Genomic DNA, 14744 nt, shown 5'->3' with positions numbered 1-14744 from the left:
CGGCTACCCGGCCTGGATCGGCGTCCTGATCGAAGGAGCTCCCATGTCCAACCCCGGCAACGCGCCCGCTCAGTCCAACACCTTCGGTGTCGTCTCCCTGGTGCTCGGCATCGTCGGCGTCGTCGGCGGCATCTTCATCGCCCTGATCGGCATCATCGCCGGCATCATCGGGCTCGTGCTCGGCATCCTGGCGCGCAAGCGTGGGGGCAGCCGCGGCACCGTCCTCGCCGGCATCATCCTGTCGGCCGTCGCGATCGTCATCGGCATCGTCGGCTACATCCTGACGGCGGTCATCCTCACCCAGTCGTGATGGAGCCCGTTCGCGGGCGCACTCGGTGCGTCCGCGGGCGTGCATCGTGAGCAGAAGAGGTCGAGTCCGTCATCCGGACTCGACCTCTTCTGCTCACCCGATGGCTTCGCGCCCGGTCCGGTCACCGGCGGTTCGCCCTTCGGCGAGGAACCCGGTGAAGGCGGCGCGCACACGGTCGAGGTCCGGCTCGAGCCCGGTGATGTGTCGGAGGCTCGCGACCGCTTGCCCGACGGCCATCCAGCCACCGTCGACCACCCGGCATCCGGCCGCACGTGCCGCCCGGACGAGCGGCGTCTCGAGCGGGAAGTAGACGGCGTCGGAGACCCAGGCGCCTCGGGGGAGCAGCGCGGGGTCGAAGGCCTGCCGCGGGTCGTCGTTCATGCCGAGCGGTGTCGCGTTGACGGCTCCGTCCGCCGTCGCGAGCACCTCGTCGGCATCGGTCATCGCCAGGACGCGGGCGTCGACGGGGGAGTCGGGCGGTGGCTCGAGCGTCGCGACGAGGGCCTCCGCGCGGCCGACGTCCGCATCGACGACGTCGAGCCGCCGGACACCGAGTCCGACGAGCGCGTGGGCGATCGCCGAGCCGGCACCACCGGCACCGAACTGCACGACGTGCTGCCCGGCGACCGATCCGAGACCGCGCTCCACGGCGATCCGGAAGCCGGTCTCGTCGGTGTTGTACCCGATGCGGCGGCCGTCGCGGAACAGCACGAGGTTGACCGCACCGATCCGGACAGCCCGCGGGTCGAGCGCGTCGAGCAACGGGACGACGGCCTGCTTGCAGGGGTGCGTGACGTTGACCGCGCGGTACCCCTCGGCCTCGGCGGTGGCGAGCAGTTCCGGCAGATCGGCAGCAGTTCGGCCCAGCACGTCGAGGTCGAGCAGGCGGTACTCGTAGTCGAGTCCGAGCACCCGGCCCTCTGCTTCGTGCATCAGGGGAGTCAGCGACCGCTGCAGTCCGGCGCCGATCAGCCCGACGAGCGTGTGCGGCATCGTTCCTCCTGTGGCGTCGACCGGCCGTCCGACACTAACGCGCCGTGCACGGAGACCCGATACGTCGTCAGCGCGTTCGGCGTACCGTCCGGCGCATGAGCTACAGCCAGCCAGACCCAGCCGAAGAGACCACCCAGAGCGAGACGCCGGAGCAGCCGGACACCGACCAGGAGAACCTGGAAGAACAGGGCGGTGAACCGGCGGCGCTCGAGATCGACGCCGACGACGTCCCGACGAAGCCCGTCGACTGACGCTGTCGCCCGGCGATGTGCTTCGTGAGCAGGAAAGGTCGGGTCCGCGCGTGGGACTCGACCATTTCTGCTCACGAAGCCCTCTGGTGCCGCGCGCAGGCAACTGGTAACCGCGCGTGTGAGGACGGCCGGAGTCGACACGAACAGGTGTCGCGCCGCGGCCACCACTTGACTACCCTCAGTGAGATGTCCTCACCGCCGACGCCGACGCTTCCTGTCTGGGGAGCTCGCTTCACAAGGCTCATTCAGGAATCCTTCGACTTTCTCGGCTCGCAGTCGGACCGAAAAAACGAGCACCTGGTTGTAAGGGCAATTCCTCGAAGCGACGGTGTGCATAGAGTCGTCTATCGGTATGGGGTCTTAGGTGAACTACTGCCGTTTGACGTTATCGAAGACTTTCGGGATATCCTCGCCCGAGGACGATCCGTTCTCGACATTGCCATGTTCGACGCAGTGACGAGGCAAGCATCCCCGCCTCTAACGGCCAGACAAGAGCGATCGACCTACTTTCCTATCGCGGCAACCGAGGAGGACTGGAATTCGCTCGCCGGACAGCCATATATGAAGGCTCTAACCCCCGATCAGCTGAAGAATCTAGAAGAGCTTCAGCCATTCGTAACGGGTAGTGGCACGCTCAGTGAGTTCGCCAAGGTGCACAATGACGACAAACACCAGGCACCGCTGCGATTAGCCGTGGTGCCTGACGCTGAGTTTGTGATGCTTTTCGATCACTTGTTTCCGCCGCCCGCGAGCGCAGGAGAGTGCTGGGTTGACTGGGTCACGCCGCTAGCACCCGTTGAAAACTGCAAAGATTTTGTCGAGTATCGCTCTACGGAGGTGATTGCGGGGGCAGCGGTCGAGGATGTGCCAATTGCGCTTGCCGTTGAGGTGAGCTCCGGTTGGCGGGACGTCCAACACTTCCTTTGGGAAGTGCTGGAGTTCATCTCCCGAGCGACGGCTGTCCTGCATGACGGAGACATGAAACTTGCGGACGCTCTCCGTGACTACTTTGCGTTCCGACGGGACGAACTTGAGGCGTTTCGCAAGATGCTCGTCGAGCACGACGCTGCTTCGGAAGCGCAATGGCTGACCTCACGCGGAGGATCCGCCGTCCCGCATGATGTCGATGGCATTCACCTGCACCCGATGGCAACCCGACCCGGTGTGCCTGTTCACTCTTTTGCTGCGACTGTTGACTGGCCGGCGCTCTTGTCGGGCGACGATCTTCCTCCTTCCTTCGCAAAGCTTGTTCCCTGGTTGCAGGTGGAACGATCGAATCGTCCTGATTGACAGATCGTTCACAAGCGCTGTCGCCTAACCGCGCCGACGTATTGCGCGTAGGTGGAACCGGAGTCGACGCGGTGCGCTTCGATCGTCTCGGAGGAGTAGCCCAGCGCCTCCGCGACGATCGGGACGGGGCCGAGTTTGCTGAGTTCGTGCAGGGCTCCGAGGCGGGCGGCTCGAGCGCTGAAGACGTCGCGTAGGTGGGTGGCAATGTGACCGGGATCAATCGGTCGTCCTGGTGATTGACCGGTAAAGACCCAGTCGCTGCTCGGGTGTGACGCGGTGCGGAGGTTCACGGGTTCTGCGAGGAGCTCCCGCCAGGGTGCATCCAGCGGCGGGGGCAGTTCGAGGTCGATGGAGCCGAGCCGAACACAGACAGTGTCCTCGTTGACCGTGATGTCGCTCCATCGTAGTTCGAGGCTCTTGCGGAGCTGCTGGCCAAACACGAGGACCAGGATTCCGATCGCCCGGTCTCGCGGTGAGAGTTCGTCGGTGTGGACGAGCCGTTCGGTGACGCTGGCCTGGTCGGAGGCGCTCATCCGCGGGGCGGTTCCACGGCGGTGTCGGGGAACGATCAGGTCCCGGTTGATCAGCCGAGCGCTCTGTGCCCAAGGGATGAGCCGATCGATGAACTGCCTCGTTGAGGGTCCGCTGGTGAGCCAACGGTCGACGTCGCCCTGCGTTGTGTCGACGAACGTGACGTGGTGCTCGGTGAGCCAGTTGAGGAAGTCGACGCCCACCGTGATCGACTGCTTGGCGAGCAGGAATGCATTTCGAGGCACTTCGTCCATGGCGCGAAACTTCCGTAGGAAGCTCCATCGGATCCATCGGTCAACCAGGCGACGATGCTCGTCGTCGGCGACGCGGTTTGGGATCTGTGTCAGCCACTCGGAGAAGGCTGCGAGGTAGTGATCGCGTCGAGGGAGCACGCCGTGCTCGATCAGGAGACCGCGGACGAAGTCCCGCGTTCTCGATTTTGGTAGCTCGTCGATCGCCTCGTGTGTGATGGTCCCGTCCGTAGCGATCATCCGAAGCGTGGCTTGTACGTGGTCCTGCCGAATCCAGGTCAACCCGGAGTTTGCGCGCTGCATTCGCTTGAGGGCGTCAGCCAAGGGTTCGAGCTGTGCGGGGACGCCGCCGTCCGGCGCGGAAAGGGCAGTGTCGACGTAGTTGGAGAGCGCGCATGACCAGCACCGACCCTGAGAATAGAGCTCGTCCTCGGCGCCGCAAAGCACGCAGTCGACGTTGATCCGGACGCCCGAGCATGTGCGGCAGGTAGGGCCGTCGTCGGCTGTCCCGGGCAGGATGCCGACGTGCCCACAGACAGCGCAGGTGCCCGACGTTCGGATCGCCTTCCGGTAGCAGTTCTGGCAGATGAGCCCGTCCGGCCAACGCGCGGCGACGGGCCGGTGTTCGCCGCAGCGGCCGCAGGCCTCGTAGGCATCTGCGTCCTCGGGCGCCTTCGGCCTAGCCATGGTCGTCGGCGAGGCGGATCCGATGAGCCACGGGGTTACCGTTCATGGCGGGGGGTTCCTCGCCCGGCTCGGGGGCGTTTACACGGCCGGCTGCTCGCATCTCGACAAACGGCTCGAAGAGGTCATTCGGGGTGCAGTCGAGGATGTCGCAGAGCGCAGCGAACGTTCGAGCGGGGATCCGTTCTGGGGTGCCCGTGACGAGACGGTAGACCTGGCTCTCCGAGAGGTCGATGCCGCGGGTTCGCAACAACGGAACGAGTTCGGTGCTCTTCCAGAGGTTGTGCTGCGCCATTAGGGTGCGGAGGTTCCAGCGGTAGCCGATTCGTCGCTGCTCACTCATCGTGGTGTTCCTCTCGCTGGACGATCCGGGTGGAGATCATCTGTTGCAGGATCTTCTGCTTGAAGTCCGATCCGACCGATGTGTAGAGACTGGTCGTTGAGGCATGGCGGTGACCGACCTGCGTTTGGACGAACGTTGCGTCGTAGCCAGCCTCTAACAGGTGCGTGACGTAGGAGTGCCGGAGGCAGTGCAGGTTCAGGCCTTCGTCGTAGCCGACGGCGCGACGGAGGGCTACGAAGGCGTCACCGACTGTGCTGACGGCGACGCGGCCGCGTTCGGTTGGCCAGAGGGCGCTGGACCGGTCTGCGGTCTTGAACCGGTCGCGGCGGCCGGGGGAGAGCCAGGTCGACAGGAGTGGGACTACCCACTCAAATTCGGGGACCGTCAACACAGTGCGTCGGCGCGGCCCGGACCCCTTCGTGCCCTTGCCCCAGCGCACTGTCAACGCACCGAACAGGCCGTAATCCGGAACATGCGGGTTGGGCCCAAAATCACTGATTTCGAGCATCGCGAGCTCGCGACGTCGGAGCCCGAACGCATAACCGACCTTGAACGCCGTCGAATTCCGCATCAGGGCCGGCCACTGCTTCAGACGCTTCCGGTAAGCGAAGTCCACTTGATCGTCGATGTGGTCGAACAGGGCTTGCAGCTCCGAGACAGTGAAGGCGCGTCGCCGTGGATCCCGAGCATCGTCAGCGGTGTGGCGTGGGGAGTTCCACTCGAAGACGATCTGCGCCGGGATCTCGCCGAACATTGCCTCGCAGTAGTCCCCCCAGCCGTACGCGATGTTCGCGACGTACCCGCAGAACGCTGCGATCGCATTGCTGTACGCCCGCAACGTCGACAAGGCGTACGCGTGCTCACCGAGGCGGTGCTCCGCGAGGAACTCGTCGAGGTCGGCCGGTCCCCACGACCACGGGTAGGTGCCGGTGTAGTTCTGAAACCTCCGGATGAGGCTGAGCTTTGGCTCGATCGACGAGGTCTGCAGACCGCGCGCGAGCATCTGGCTTGTCCACCCGTCGACCATTGCTTCGAACACGCGCTCGTCGGCCCGGAACAGCTGAACGGAGCGATCCTTTAGATGCCTCGGGACCGCGCCTGGTATCGCGCCTGCCATGTGAACTCTCTTCGTGGAATCCTGCACTAAATGCAGGAAACATACGCTGCCCGGTGCCAAGAGCACAAGACCCGACTCTCGTCCGGTTCGCCTCATTCGCTCGCAGCGCGCCCTATCGAGCGGGCCGAGCCAAGTGACCGGTCCCGAAGCCTCCCACATGGGGGCAACGCACGGAGTGTCGCCGGCCCTCGCCTTCGCGATCGACCGGCGCCTCGCGCCGCAGGCGTTGGGCCGGCATCCGGCCCTTGACTGGTATGGATCGACTGCCGGCCGTCGGTTGAGGCGGCTTCGCGCTCTACGCTGGGACGCGTGAGCAGAACTCCCCGACAGCGACCGTTCGAGCTCGCGCCGGCGCCCTGGCCGGAGATTCCCGCCGACGATGCGATCGCGGAAGCGGCTCGTACCTTCGTGGTGCGGCTGAGGGAGGCAATGGGAACTCAGAGCACGCGCGCGGTCGCGACGGCTGCTGGAGTGCACCACACAACGTTGCTCGGTGTTCTGGCCGGTCGTTCCTGGCCGGATCTCGCCACGCTCGCTCGGCTTGAGCTTGCCCTCGACACCGAGCTGTGGCGACGACCCGAACGTTAGAGGTCGAACACCGTTTCGAAAGCAAACCAGGTTCCGCCTGACATGTCGGCGAGGGAACGGAGGCGTCCCTCGAAGCGCTGCCGTGACTCGATGGGAGCTTCATGGAGGTGTTGAAGGCGGCGCCTCAGTAGGTCGCGCATCAGCGCCGCAGCCGATTCGTCGCCTCCAAGCTGTCCGCTGATGACGTACTCGCCGGAGTCGAGGTCACAGACGGCGACGAGCTCGGTAGCTCCGACGGTGACGACGAAGTCGCCGCGGCGGCCGACTGTTCGGTAGTCGATACGCGCGGCCTCGGGGACCACGACCGCGTCCAGCCAAGAGACTTCCACTCTGGCACCGGTTGTGGCTTCGATCGTGAGGCGGGGTGAACCAGAACCCGCGCCTCGCTCGCCTTTTCCCATGTGCTGATTATAATCAGCACGCGGCATGAGACGTGTTGCGAGCGGCTGGCAGGTGAGGAAGTGGCGTTGGAAGCATCAGAGGCGGCCCCTTCGCCGGTGAGGTCTGCCGCCTCGCGTCAGATGTCGCTCGCCGCGCTGGAGGCGGCCATCGAATCGCTTGGACTCGAGTTCTACGCAACGGTTGAGCAGATCGCCGAATCGCTAACGGCGCTCAACCGGCCGAGTCCGCTGGGAACGGCGAAGCGAGCTCTCATCCTTCAGTGGATCGGCGCGGTCGGTGACGAGTTCCAATGGGAAGCGGAGCTGAGCGACCGAAATCTCATGACCGTGCTGGTCCGAGCCATATCGATCGAACATGCGGCAGTGTTGCGGGCCGATGACGTGGCCCGACGACGGGGGAGTACTCTCCATGAGCTTCGGGCTGACGTGGCTTCTCGACAGCTCTGGGGATTCGAGCGGGCTGGAGCCTTGCTGTTCCCCTCGTGGCAGTTCATCGACGCCGGTGCCAAGACTTTGGAGCTCATCTCCGATGTTCTACCGACGGTGCTGCAGTGCGTACCGCCTGACGCGCCGCCAGCACTAGTTGCTCGCCTGATGTGCTCCGAAGACCCGCACTTGCAGCGGGGCGGCGCGCGGTGCAGTCCAAGAGAACATCTGATCGCGGGCGGATCGCCTTGGCCCGTGGTGCGGACCTTGCTGCTTGTGCTCGAGGGGTCTGCTTCGCGCCTCCAAGATCTCGTACTCGGAGGACGGGGTGACCGGTGAGGTTGGCTGGGGAGCGGCATCCACACTCCGGCTGAAGCAGCGGAAGCGACCACTGTGAACGTCCCCCTATCGAGCTTCAACTCCCTCGCCGGTGTCATCGCGCACGGCCGCGACTATGGCCGAGTCGCTGAGCCACCCACAGTTCCGCGTGGCCGACAAGGGACACTCGAGGAGCAGGAGTTCCTCATCCGGTTCGGCGGCTGGACCCGGGAAGAGTACGAGGACTCGAAGGCCGAAGTCGCCCGCGGCGAGCTGGAGAACGTGGAACGTCGCACGGAACTTGAGGGGCTCGTCTCTGCGTTGACCGCCGAGGAAGCCGCGGACTGGTTGCGCATCAACGACGCTGAGCTGCACGCGCTCCTCGCTACGGGGCAAGTGACAGCCTTCGTGTGCGACGGGGAGTTGCGGTACCCGGCGTGGCAATTCACCGATGACCCAGCGATACCAGTCCTTCCCGGCCTTGCACGACTCACGCCGGCGTGGGGTGATCAGAAACATCCAGCCACGATCCTCGGCTACATGTACAACGCGGACCTCGAGATCGAGGGGACCAATGAGTCCTTCACGCCCGTCGAGTGGTTGACGATCGGCGGCGACGTCCAGGTCGTGCTCGACCATCTCGAAGCCGCGAATTGGCGGTAGGACGCCTCGGATGCACACAGTTCCGCCCTTCGTGTCTCGCAATCGACCTCAACCCACCACCCCTCCAGGCGGCAACTGTGGGGGACCTAGAAGTCAAACAAGAGGGGAGTGCCTGATGACGTCACGGGTACAGATCGCGCGGGCACGCGCACGTGTTGCTCTCGCCGCCCTGACGGGTGACGACCTGCCGGACAGCGTCCGCAGCAACGCCACCATGGACTTCGCGGATGCCGACGACGCTGTGTTGGTCACCCGGGACCGCGATCTTGACCCGCCGCGGCAAGACCGCGCCTTCCCACGACTAATCGGTGTTCACGCCGGCGGTCGAGATTTCGGGCCACGCCACAACCCGCCGCGTCCTCGAACCGGCCGAGATCTCACACCTGACGAGGAAGACGCACTCATCGAGTCGGCGTTCGGTACTCGGCAGCGGTACGAAGCTGCAAAGTCCGCCGTCGCGCGCGGCGAGCTCGACGCAGCCGAACGCCGTTCTTGGCAGCGCGGAATGAGTGCCTCCCTCACCCTTGAGGAAGCGGCCGACTGGCTGGATACCGGAACGGCACGGGTCCTCACCCACCTCGTGTCCGGCAACCTGTTCGCGTTCGTGTGCGACGACGAGCTGCGCTTCCCGGCATGGCAATTCACCGACGACCCTAACCACCCGGTGCTGGATCACCTATCGACGTTGGCCGGAGCGTTCGACAACGACATGCACCCGACGTCGATCCTCGGCTTCATGACGACACCACACCCGTACACGCGCATCCACGGTGAACCGGCGACGCCCATCGAATGGCTTACCGAGGGCCGCCGGGTGCAGCCGTTGCTGGAACTACTCGAGACCCGGCGCTTGAGATAGATCCTGCACCGAAGACCTGCTCAGCCTCACTCGCGATATCCCCGACCTGATGGGGCGGCAGGAGCACCTGGCCAAGCCCCGAGACAGCGCGCTGGAGGGGGAGGCCGGACCTCACGAATGTCGACGTCAGAACTGGATGTACCCGTTCCAGCCCCGCTCCGCATCTAACCCGTCCTCCCCGAAAACGTCAGGATCAACGGGGAAGTGCTCGTTCTGGAAGTGATCGAGCGACGCCCGAGCCTTGTCCCGCAGCGCAGAAACATCCTCTGCGGGGTGCATACGAGACAGCATCGCGGTCCGTCGCTCCAGGACCGCGTCCCACAGCTGGCGACGGCTCACCTCGGCCATCAGCTGCCCGGCGACCAACATCGAGTGGAACTCAAGCGATCCCGCGAACCGATCCATCAGCGTGATCAGATCCCGATCTTTGACCTCTATGAAAACCTTGGGCTGACGGTTCTGCTGCTCTGCCATCGAGCGCACCTGCGCCCGCGCGTCCTCGAACGCCTGCCGTTCTGGATCCTCTGGCATGATTTCCCCCTCCTGCCACAGCACGATGCGTGGGCCATTGGCGATGTACAACAGTAGGCAGCTTCTCTCTGAGTCGCGCTTCTGACTTCGCTCCCTATCCGGGCGGCCTGGTCACTACGGCTGCAGGAGTTCTCGTTCGATGCGTTCTGCGACGGCGTCCCGCATTGGTCGCACGTCTTCCGGTGACCAGGAGGTGGGGTCGGGGAACGACCACTCCAGGACCGTGCCGCGTGGTTCTGCGGGGAGCTCGAGGCCGGGCTTCATGAGCACGACGATGTCCGCCTGTTCGAGCAGGTCGGGCGTCACTTGCCGGGGCACGCGTCCCGTGATGTCGAGGCCGAGTTCGCCCACGGTCGCAGCGATCGAGGGGTTCACCTCGTCGGCTGGGCTGATGCCGGCGGAGGTGGCCGTGTAGCGGTCGGGTGCTGCGAGTTCGAGGAGCGCTGCGCCGAGCTGTGAGCGGCCGGCGTTGTGTTTACAGATGAACAGGACGGTGGGCTTCGTGGTCATGGCTGCCACTCCCGGTCACTTGGTGCAGCACGAGGTGCGGTCAGTAGCCGACTCAGGCGGAGTGCAGCAGGCAGCGTCGTCAGCGGCAGGAGTCGCGGTGGCGGCGGGGGCGGTGCAGCAGGAGCTGCCACCGACGTCGGTGGAGCAGACGCCTGTTTCGGGGAGGACGAGTTCGACCAGGCGCGCTGCGGTGTGGTCGCCTGCGAGTTCGGCGGCGATGGAGCGGACTTGCTCGTAGCCGGTGAGGAGCAGGAAGGTGGGTGCTCGGCCGTAGGACTTCATGCCGGCGATGAAGAAGTTCGGCTCCGGGTGCGCAAGCTCGGCGACACCATGCGGGGGAACAGAGCCACAGGAGTGCAGGTTCGGGTCGATCAGTGGTGCGAGGGCGCGGGGTGCTTCGACGATGTCGTCGAGTCCGAGGCGGATTTCGCGGAGCATGTTGAGGTCGGGTCGGAACCCGGTCGCGTTCACGATGACGTCGACCGTCACCGCGAAGGGCTCGCCGGCGCGGCGTCCGGTGATGGTGACTTGGTCGCCGTCGGGTTGGACGTCGTCGATCTCGTACTGGGCGATCTGCTGCACCTGACCGGATTCGACGAGCTCGTGGACGGTGGAACCGAGCTGCCCGCGGGCGGCGAGCCCATCGGCTGCGTCCGCGCCGAGCCGGGCCGTGCCCGGGTTGCGGATCGCCCACAGCACTTCGGTTCCCGGCGCGGTCTTGGCGAGGCTGGCGAGCTTGATGAGCGTGTTCGCGGCGGAGTGGCCGGCACCGACGACGAGGACCCGACGACCGGCGAACCGGTCACGGTCGGCGCCGAGGACGTCAGGGAGCGCGTGGACGACCCGGTCGCCGAGGTCAGCGGCGGGTGCGAGCCCAGCAGCAGTGAGGGGGTTCGGGGACGTGTAGGTGCCGGAGGTGTCGACGACCGCACGGGCAGTGACGTCGTGTGCACCGTCGGCGGTGTGGAGGCGGAGCAGGAATGGGGTGTCGGCGCGGCCGGTGGAGCGGGTGCGGTCCATGCCCTGCCGGGATACCGCTTCCACGCGGGTGCCGTACTGGATCACCGGTGCGAGCTGCGGGGTCGCTGCCAGGGGTGCCAGGTACGTGTCGACGAGGTCGTGGCCAGTGGGCAACGACGCCGCTCGAGGTGCTTCCCAGCCGGTGGCTTCCAGGAGGCGCTGGGCGGCAGTGTCGATGACGTACTGCCACGGGGAGAACAGCCGCGTGTCCCCCCAAGCGCGAACGCTCGTCCCCACGGTCGGCCCAGCTTCGTAGACGACGACATCGAGGCCGCGCTCAAGGAGGTGCGCGGCGGCAGCGAGGCCGACGGGGCCGGCACCAATGATCGCGACGGGGAGTCCGGTGAGGCGGTCCGCGTCGGTCCGGGGTGGGACGGTGAGGGTGAGCGTCATGGTCTGCGGCTTCCTGGTCGTTACGCGGTTGCTTCGGCGGGCAGCAGCTCGGCGAGGAGCGTCTGGACGCGGTGCTTGATGTCGTCGCGGATGGGGCGGACGTCCTCGATGCCGCGGCCGGCGGGGTCGGTGAGTTCCCAGTCCTCGTACCGCTTCCCGGGGAAGATCGGGCAGGCGTCGCCGCATCCCATGGTGATGACGGCGTCGGAGTCGCGGACGGCGTCGGTGGTGAGGATCTTCGGCTGGTTGCCGGCGATGTCGATGCCGTCTTCGGCCATCGCCTGGATCGCGATCGGGTTGATCTGGTCCTTCGGCGCACTGCCGGCGGAGATGACCTCGACGCGGTCGCCGCCGAGGGCCTGGGCGTAGCCGGCGGCCATCTGGGAGCGTCCGGCGTTGTGGACGCAGACGAACAGGATCGTGGGCTTGTTGCTCATGGGTGTGTGTCTTTTCGGGTTCAGTGGATGAGGGTGAGCCAGCCGGCGAGGGCGGCGAGGGTGATGGCGAGGACGGGGATGGTGAGGATGATGCCGGTGCGGAAGTACTGCCCCCACCCGATGTGGATGCCCTTCTTTTCCAGCACGTGCAACCACAACAGCGTCGCGAGGGATCCGATGGGGGTGATCTTCGGGCCGAGGTCGGAGCCGATGACGTTGGCGTAGACCATCACCTCGTGTGTCAGCCCGGTCGCGCCGGCGCCGCCGATGGCAAGGGCGGCGATGAGGACGGTGGGCATGTTGTTCATCAGGGACGCGAGGATCGCGATGGTGAACCCGACGCCGAGCGCGGTGACGAGGACCCCGTGGTCACCGAGCACGTCGAACAGCGTCGCGAGGTGGTCAGTGAGGCCCTGGTTCTGGAGGCCGTAGACGACGAGGTACATGCCGATGGAGAACAGCACGATCTGCCACGGCGCCTCCCGGATCGTCTTCCACACCGGGATCACCCGCCCCGACGGCGCACCCGGCCCGGTGCTGCCTGCGCTGACGGTGGCAGTACCGCCGGTTGCGACGAGGACCGGTGCGGCCTCGGCACGAGCGAAGAGGAACGCGGGCTGCCGTGAAGCCACGGCAACGATGACGACGGCTCCGACGCCGGCGACAGCGGCGAGCGGGACGCCGAGCGGGTCGGCGGCGAAGTAGCCGACGAGCAGCAGCGCCAGGACGACCCAGCCGGCACGGAACGTCGCCCGGTCCGTGATCGCTGCGGCGGGGCTGGTGAGGGCGAGGACGTCGTACCGCTTCGGGATGCTCCTGCCGAAGTAGAGCAGCAGCATCTCGAGGGAGGCCAGGACGGAGACGATGCCGACGGGAATCATGACGGCGGCGTACTCGGCGAAGCCGAGGTGGAAGTAGTCCGCGGAGACGATGTTGACCAGGTTCGACACCACCAACGGCAAGCTGCCGGTGTCCGCGATGAACCCGGTCGCGAGGATGAACCCGAGCGCCGCCTTCTGCGGCATGTTCAGTGCGCGGAGCATCCCGACGACGATCGGGGTGAGGATCAGCGCGGCCCCGTCGTTGGCGAACACCGCCGCGATGACCGCGCCGAGGCCCACGATCAGCACGAAGAGCAGCCGTCCGTTGCCGCGGCCCCAACGGGCGACGTGAAGGGCCGCCCACTCGAAGAACCCGGCCTCGTCGAGGATCAACGAGATCAGCACCACCGCGACGAACGTCAGCGTCGCGTTCCACACGATCCCGACCACGGTCGGAATGTCGGAGAGGCCGACGACGGTGGTGGCGAGGGCGATGACGGCGCCGATGAGCGCGGTGTAGCCGATCGGGAACCCCTTGGGCTGCCAGATCACCACCACGAGCGTCGCGACGAAGATCGCCGCAGCGACCACAGCCAGCACCATCAGGCGCTCACCCCAGCCTGATTCACTGCAGCCTGGTTCGCCGCTGCGGCGGCGCGTTCCCAGCCCTGCGCGGCGACCTGCACAGCGTCCCACGGGGACCCGAGCGGCGGCGTGTAACTGAGGTCAAGATCGATGACGTCGTCCACGGTGAGCTCCGCGTGGAGGGCGGTGGCGAACGTGTCGATGCGCTTGCTGATCTCCGCGGTCCGCTGCCCGACGATCTGCGCACCGAGGAGCCGCCCGGTGGCCTGGTCGCCGGTGACGCTGATCGTCAGCGGGACGGCGCCCGGGTAGTACCGCTTGTGGTCATCCGCGACCGTCACCCGCGTCAGCGGAGACACCTCCAGTGGGCCGGTCTCGTGCTGGCGGAGGCCGGTGCGGGCGGCGACGAGGTCGAACACCTTCACCACCTGCGTCCCCACCGACCCGGCGAACGTCTTCGAGCCGCCGAGCATGTTCTCCCCGGCGACGCGGCCCTGCTTGTGCGCGGTCGTCCCGAGGGGCAACCAGGTGGTGCCGAGGAGGCGGTGGTGCGTCACGACGCAGTCGCCAGCAGCCCACACATGCGGCACACCGGTCCGCATGGACGCGTCGACCACGATCGCGCCGGCCTGGCCGAGCTGCGCTCCGGCGGCGACGGCGAGATCCGTGACCGGGCGGACGCCGACGCAGACGACCACCAGCGCGAACGTGCCCTCCGTGTCACCAGACGCGGAGCCGGTGGCGACGCGCCACTGCCCACCGCCTGCCGGGGTGATCCCGGTGACGGTGGAACCGGTCAGCACGGTCGCGCCGTGGCGTCGGACCTCGGCGGTGACGAGGGACCCGAGTTCCGGGTCGAGGGTAGAGAGCACTTCCGGACCACGCTGGATCAACGTCGTGTCGAACCCACGGGCGACGAGCCCTTCGGTCATCTCCAGGCCGATGTAGCCAGCACCGACCACCGCGACCCGGCTCCCCGCCGGCAGCAGCTCGAGGGCAGCAACGACCTGCTCGGCGTCAGTCATGGAGTGCAGCAGGTGGATGCCCGGTTCCCCGAACGGCACGCCGGCCGGACGGACCGGTTCCGCGCCCGTGCCGATCAGCAGCTCGTCGTACGCGATCTCCTCGTCCCCGGTGGGGCCGGTGACGGTGAGGCGGCGCCCGTCGACGTCGACACTCGAGGCCCAGGTGGAGGAGCGGACGGTCATGCCGGCGGCCTCGAGATCAGCACGGGTGCGGTGCGCGAGGGACGCTTCCGTGGCGACGTCGCCGGACACCCAGTACGGGATGCCGCAGATGGAGAAGTTCGGGAACTCGTCCGCGAGCACCACCGTCACAGCCGTCGACGGGTCAAGTTCACGGGCGCGGAGCGCGGCGGCGATGCCGGCGTCGCTGCCGCCGACGGCGAGGAGGTGAGTCATC

Annotated in this window: 18 protein-coding genes; 7 read left to right on the top strand and 11 right to left on the bottom strand. The window is 66.6% G+C overall.

What is annotated here, in order from left to right; all coding sequences use genetic code 11:
• Positions 1–43: 43 nt before the first annotated feature.
• The gene (locus ACIPV1_RS03305) at positions 44–310 is read left to right on the top strand and encodes a hypothetical protein (RefSeq protein ID WP_123294405.1); all 267 of its coding nucleotides are present in this window, start codon (positions 44–46) and stop codon (positions 308–310) included.
• Positions 311–403: 93 nt separating this feature from the next.
• On the opposite strand, the gene ACIPV1_RS03300 is transcribed toward ACIPV1_RS03305, so the two are convergent.
• Complete coding sequence (locus tag ACIPV1_RS03300) at positions 404–1303, bottom strand: shikimate dehydrogenase (protein ID WP_123937913.1); 900 nt, start codon at positions 1301–1303, stop codon at positions 404–406.
• A 95-nt stretch (positions 1304–1398) separates the two neighbouring features.
• On the opposite strand from ACIPV1_RS03300, the gene ACIPV1_RS03295 reads away from it, so the two are divergent.
• Positions 1399–1554 carry a hypothetical protein gene (locus ACIPV1_RS03295; protein WP_159571359.1) on the top strand — a complete coding sequence of 52 codons (156 nt, stop codon included), beginning with the start codon at positions 1399–1401 and terminating at the stop codon, positions 1552–1554.
• Between the two features lie 186 nt (positions 1555–1740).
• The gene (locus ACIPV1_RS03290) at positions 1741–2844 is read left to right on the top strand and encodes a hypothetical protein (RefSeq protein ID WP_123937916.1); all 1104 of its coding nucleotides are present in this window, start codon (positions 1741–1743) and stop codon (positions 2842–2844) included.
• A gap of 8 nt (positions 2845–2852) precedes the next feature.
• On the opposite strand, the gene ACIPV1_RS03285 is transcribed toward ACIPV1_RS03290, so the two are convergent.
• The 3 genes from ACIPV1_RS03285 to ACIPV1_RS03275 are packed head-to-tail and all read right to left on the bottom strand — an operon-like array spanning position 2853 to position 5797.
• A complete protein-coding gene (locus ACIPV1_RS03285; RefSeq protein ID WP_402725759.1) occupies positions 2853–4313 on the bottom strand; it encodes a Fis family transcriptional regulator in 1461 nt (486 codons plus the stop codon).
• Entirely contained in the window at positions 4306–4653 is a 348-nt protein-coding gene (locus tag ACIPV1_RS03280) for a helix-turn-helix transcriptional regulator (RefSeq protein ID WP_123937922.1), read from the bottom strand. The genes ACIPV1_RS03285 and ACIPV1_RS03280 overlap by 8 nt, the downstream gene beginning before the upstream one ends.
• Entirely contained in the window at positions 4646–5797 is a 1152-nt protein-coding gene (locus ACIPV1_RS03275; protein WP_260154742.1) for a site-specific integrase, read from the bottom strand. The genes ACIPV1_RS03280 and ACIPV1_RS03275 overlap by 8 nt, the downstream gene beginning before the upstream one ends.
• A gap of 282 nt (positions 5798–6079) precedes the next feature.
• Between ACIPV1_RS03275 and ACIPV1_RS03270 the strand changes: the two genes are divergently transcribed.
• Positions 6080–6358, top strand: a complete 279-nt coding sequence (locus ACIPV1_RS03270; protein WP_216099621.1) for a helix-turn-helix domain-containing protein — start codon at positions 6080–6082, stop codon at positions 6356–6358.
• On the opposite strand, the gene ACIPV1_RS03265 is transcribed toward ACIPV1_RS03270, so the two are convergent.
• A complete protein-coding gene (locus tag ACIPV1_RS03265; protein ID WP_123937924.1) occupies positions 6355–6759 on the bottom strand; it encodes a hypothetical protein in 405 nt (134 codons plus the stop codon). The genes ACIPV1_RS03270 and ACIPV1_RS03265 overlap by 4 nt on opposite strands.
• Before the next feature lie 66 nt (positions 6760–6825).
• Here ACIPV1_RS03265 and ACIPV1_RS03260 point away from each other — a divergent pair, with 66 nt between their 5' ends.
• The 3 genes from ACIPV1_RS03260 (at position 6826) to ACIPV1_RS03250 (ending at position 9025) form a co-directional block, all read left to right on the top strand.
• Positions 6826–7524 (top strand): hypothetical protein, encoded by a 699-nt coding sequence (locus tag ACIPV1_RS03260; RefSeq protein WP_148086811.1) that lies wholly within the window; start codon positions 6826–6828, stop codon positions 7522–7524.
• 54 nt (positions 7525–7578) lie between these two features.
• Positions 7579–8166: a hypothetical protein gene (locus ACIPV1_RS03255; RefSeq protein WP_123937930.1), complete on the top strand. Its 588-nt coding sequence runs from the start codon at positions 7579–7581 to the stop codon at positions 8164–8166.
• Between the two features lie 115 nt (positions 8167–8281).
• Positions 8282–9025, top strand: a complete 744-nt coding sequence (locus ACIPV1_RS03250) for a hypothetical protein (protein ID WP_123937933.1) — start codon at positions 8282–8284, stop codon at positions 9023–9025.
• A 126-nt stretch (positions 9026–9151) separates the two neighbouring features.
• On the opposite strand, the gene ACIPV1_RS03245 is transcribed toward ACIPV1_RS03250, so the two are convergent.
• The 6 genes from ACIPV1_RS03245 to ACIPV1_RS03220 form a co-directional block, all read right to left on the bottom strand.
• Positions 9152–9607 carry a hypothetical protein gene (locus ACIPV1_RS03245; protein ID WP_123937936.1) on the bottom strand — a complete coding sequence of 152 codons (456 nt, stop codon included), beginning with the start codon at positions 9605–9607 and terminating at the stop codon, positions 9152–9154.
• Between the two features lie 63 nt (positions 9608–9670).
• Positions 9671–10066 carry a low molecular weight phosphatase family protein gene (locus ACIPV1_RS03240; RefSeq protein WP_123937938.1) on the bottom strand — a complete coding sequence of 132 codons (396 nt, stop codon included), beginning with the start codon at positions 10064–10066 and terminating at the stop codon, positions 9671–9673.
• Between the two features lie 15 nt (positions 10067–10081).
• On the bottom strand, positions 10082–11479 hold the full coding sequence (locus ACIPV1_RS03235; protein WP_402725758.1) for an FAD-dependent oxidoreductase: 1398 nt from the start codon (positions 11477–11479) through the stop codon (positions 10082–10084).
• Positions 11480–11499: 20 nt separating this feature from the next.
• Entirely contained in the window at positions 11500–11916 is a 417-nt protein-coding gene (locus ACIPV1_RS03230) for an arsenate reductase ArsC (RefSeq protein ID WP_123937942.1), read from the bottom strand.
• Between the two features lie 20 nt (positions 11917–11936).
• On the bottom strand, positions 11937–13340 hold the full coding sequence (locus tag ACIPV1_RS03225; protein WP_185094186.1) for an arsenic transporter: 1404 nt from the start codon (positions 13338–13340) through the stop codon (positions 11937–11939).
• Positions 13340–14743 carry an FAD-dependent oxidoreductase gene (locus ACIPV1_RS03220; protein ID WP_123937944.1) on the bottom strand — a complete coding sequence of 468 codons (1404 nt, stop codon included), beginning with the start codon at positions 14741–14743 and terminating at the stop codon, positions 13340–13342. Before ACIPV1_RS03220 ends, ACIPV1_RS03225 begins: the two co-directional genes overlap by 1 nt.
• Position 14744: the final 1 nt, after the last annotated feature.

It is taken from the genome of Curtobacterium sp. NPDC089991 (assembly GCF_044748425.1).
Taxonomy (GTDB): domain Bacteria; phylum Actinomycetota; class Actinomycetes; order Actinomycetales; family Microbacteriaceae; genus Curtobacterium.
Note: the sequence above shows the minus strand (reverse complement) of the source record. Positions and strands in the feature narration are given on the sequence as shown.

Bases quoted from the DNA above. Each gene is read 5' to 3' on its own strand.
- ACIPV1_RS03285 (WP_402725759.1), bottom strand. From the start codon at position 4,313: ATGGCTAGGCCGAAGGCGCCCGAGGACGCAGATGCCTACGAGGCCTGC.
- ACIPV1_RS03235 (WP_402725758.1), bottom strand. From the start codon at position 11,479: ATGACGCTCACCCTCACCGTCCCACCCCGGACCGACGCGGACCGCCTC.
- ACIPV1_RS03230 (WP_123937942.1), bottom strand. From the start codon at position 11,916: ATGAGCAACAAGCCCACGATCCTGTTCGTCTGCGTCCACAACGCCGGA.
- ACIPV1_RS03295 (WP_159571359.1), top strand. From the start codon at position 1,399: ATGAGCTACAGCCAGCCAGACCCAGCCGAAGAGACCACCCAGAGCGAG.
- ACIPV1_RS03300 (WP_123937913.1), bottom strand. From the start codon at position 1,303: ATGCCGCACACGCTCGTCGGGCTGATCGGCGCCGGACTGCAGCGGTCG.
- ACIPV1_RS03290 (WP_123937916.1), top strand. From the start codon at position 1,741: ATGTCCTCACCGCCGACGCCGACGCTTCCTGTCTGGGGAGCTCGCTTC.
- ACIPV1_RS03240 (WP_123937938.1), bottom strand. From the start codon at position 10,066: ATGACCACGAAGCCCACCGTCCTGTTCATCTGTAAACACAACGCCGGC.
- ACIPV1_RS03220 (WP_123937944.1), bottom strand. From the start codon at position 14,743: ATGACTCACCTCCTCGCCGTCGGCGGCAGCGACGCCGGCATCGCCGCC.
- ACIPV1_RS03265 (WP_123937924.1), bottom strand. From the start codon at position 6,759: ATGGGAAAAGGCGAGCGAGGCGCGGGTTCTGGTTCACCCCGCCTCACG.
- ACIPV1_RS03305 (WP_123294405.1), top strand. From the start codon at position 44: ATGTCCAACCCCGGCAACGCGCCCGCTCAGTCCAACACCTTCGGTGTC.
- ACIPV1_RS03250 (WP_123937933.1), top strand. From the start codon at position 8,282: ATGACGTCACGGGTACAGATCGCGCGGGCACGCGCACGTGTTGCTCTC.
- ACIPV1_RS03280 (WP_123937922.1), bottom strand. From the start codon at position 4,653: ATGAGTGAGCAGCGACGAATCGGCTACCGCTGGAACCTCCGCACCCTA.
- ACIPV1_RS03225 (WP_185094186.1), bottom strand. From the start codon at position 13,340: ATGGTGCTGGCTGTGGTCGCTGCGGCGATCTTCGTCGCGACGCTCGTG.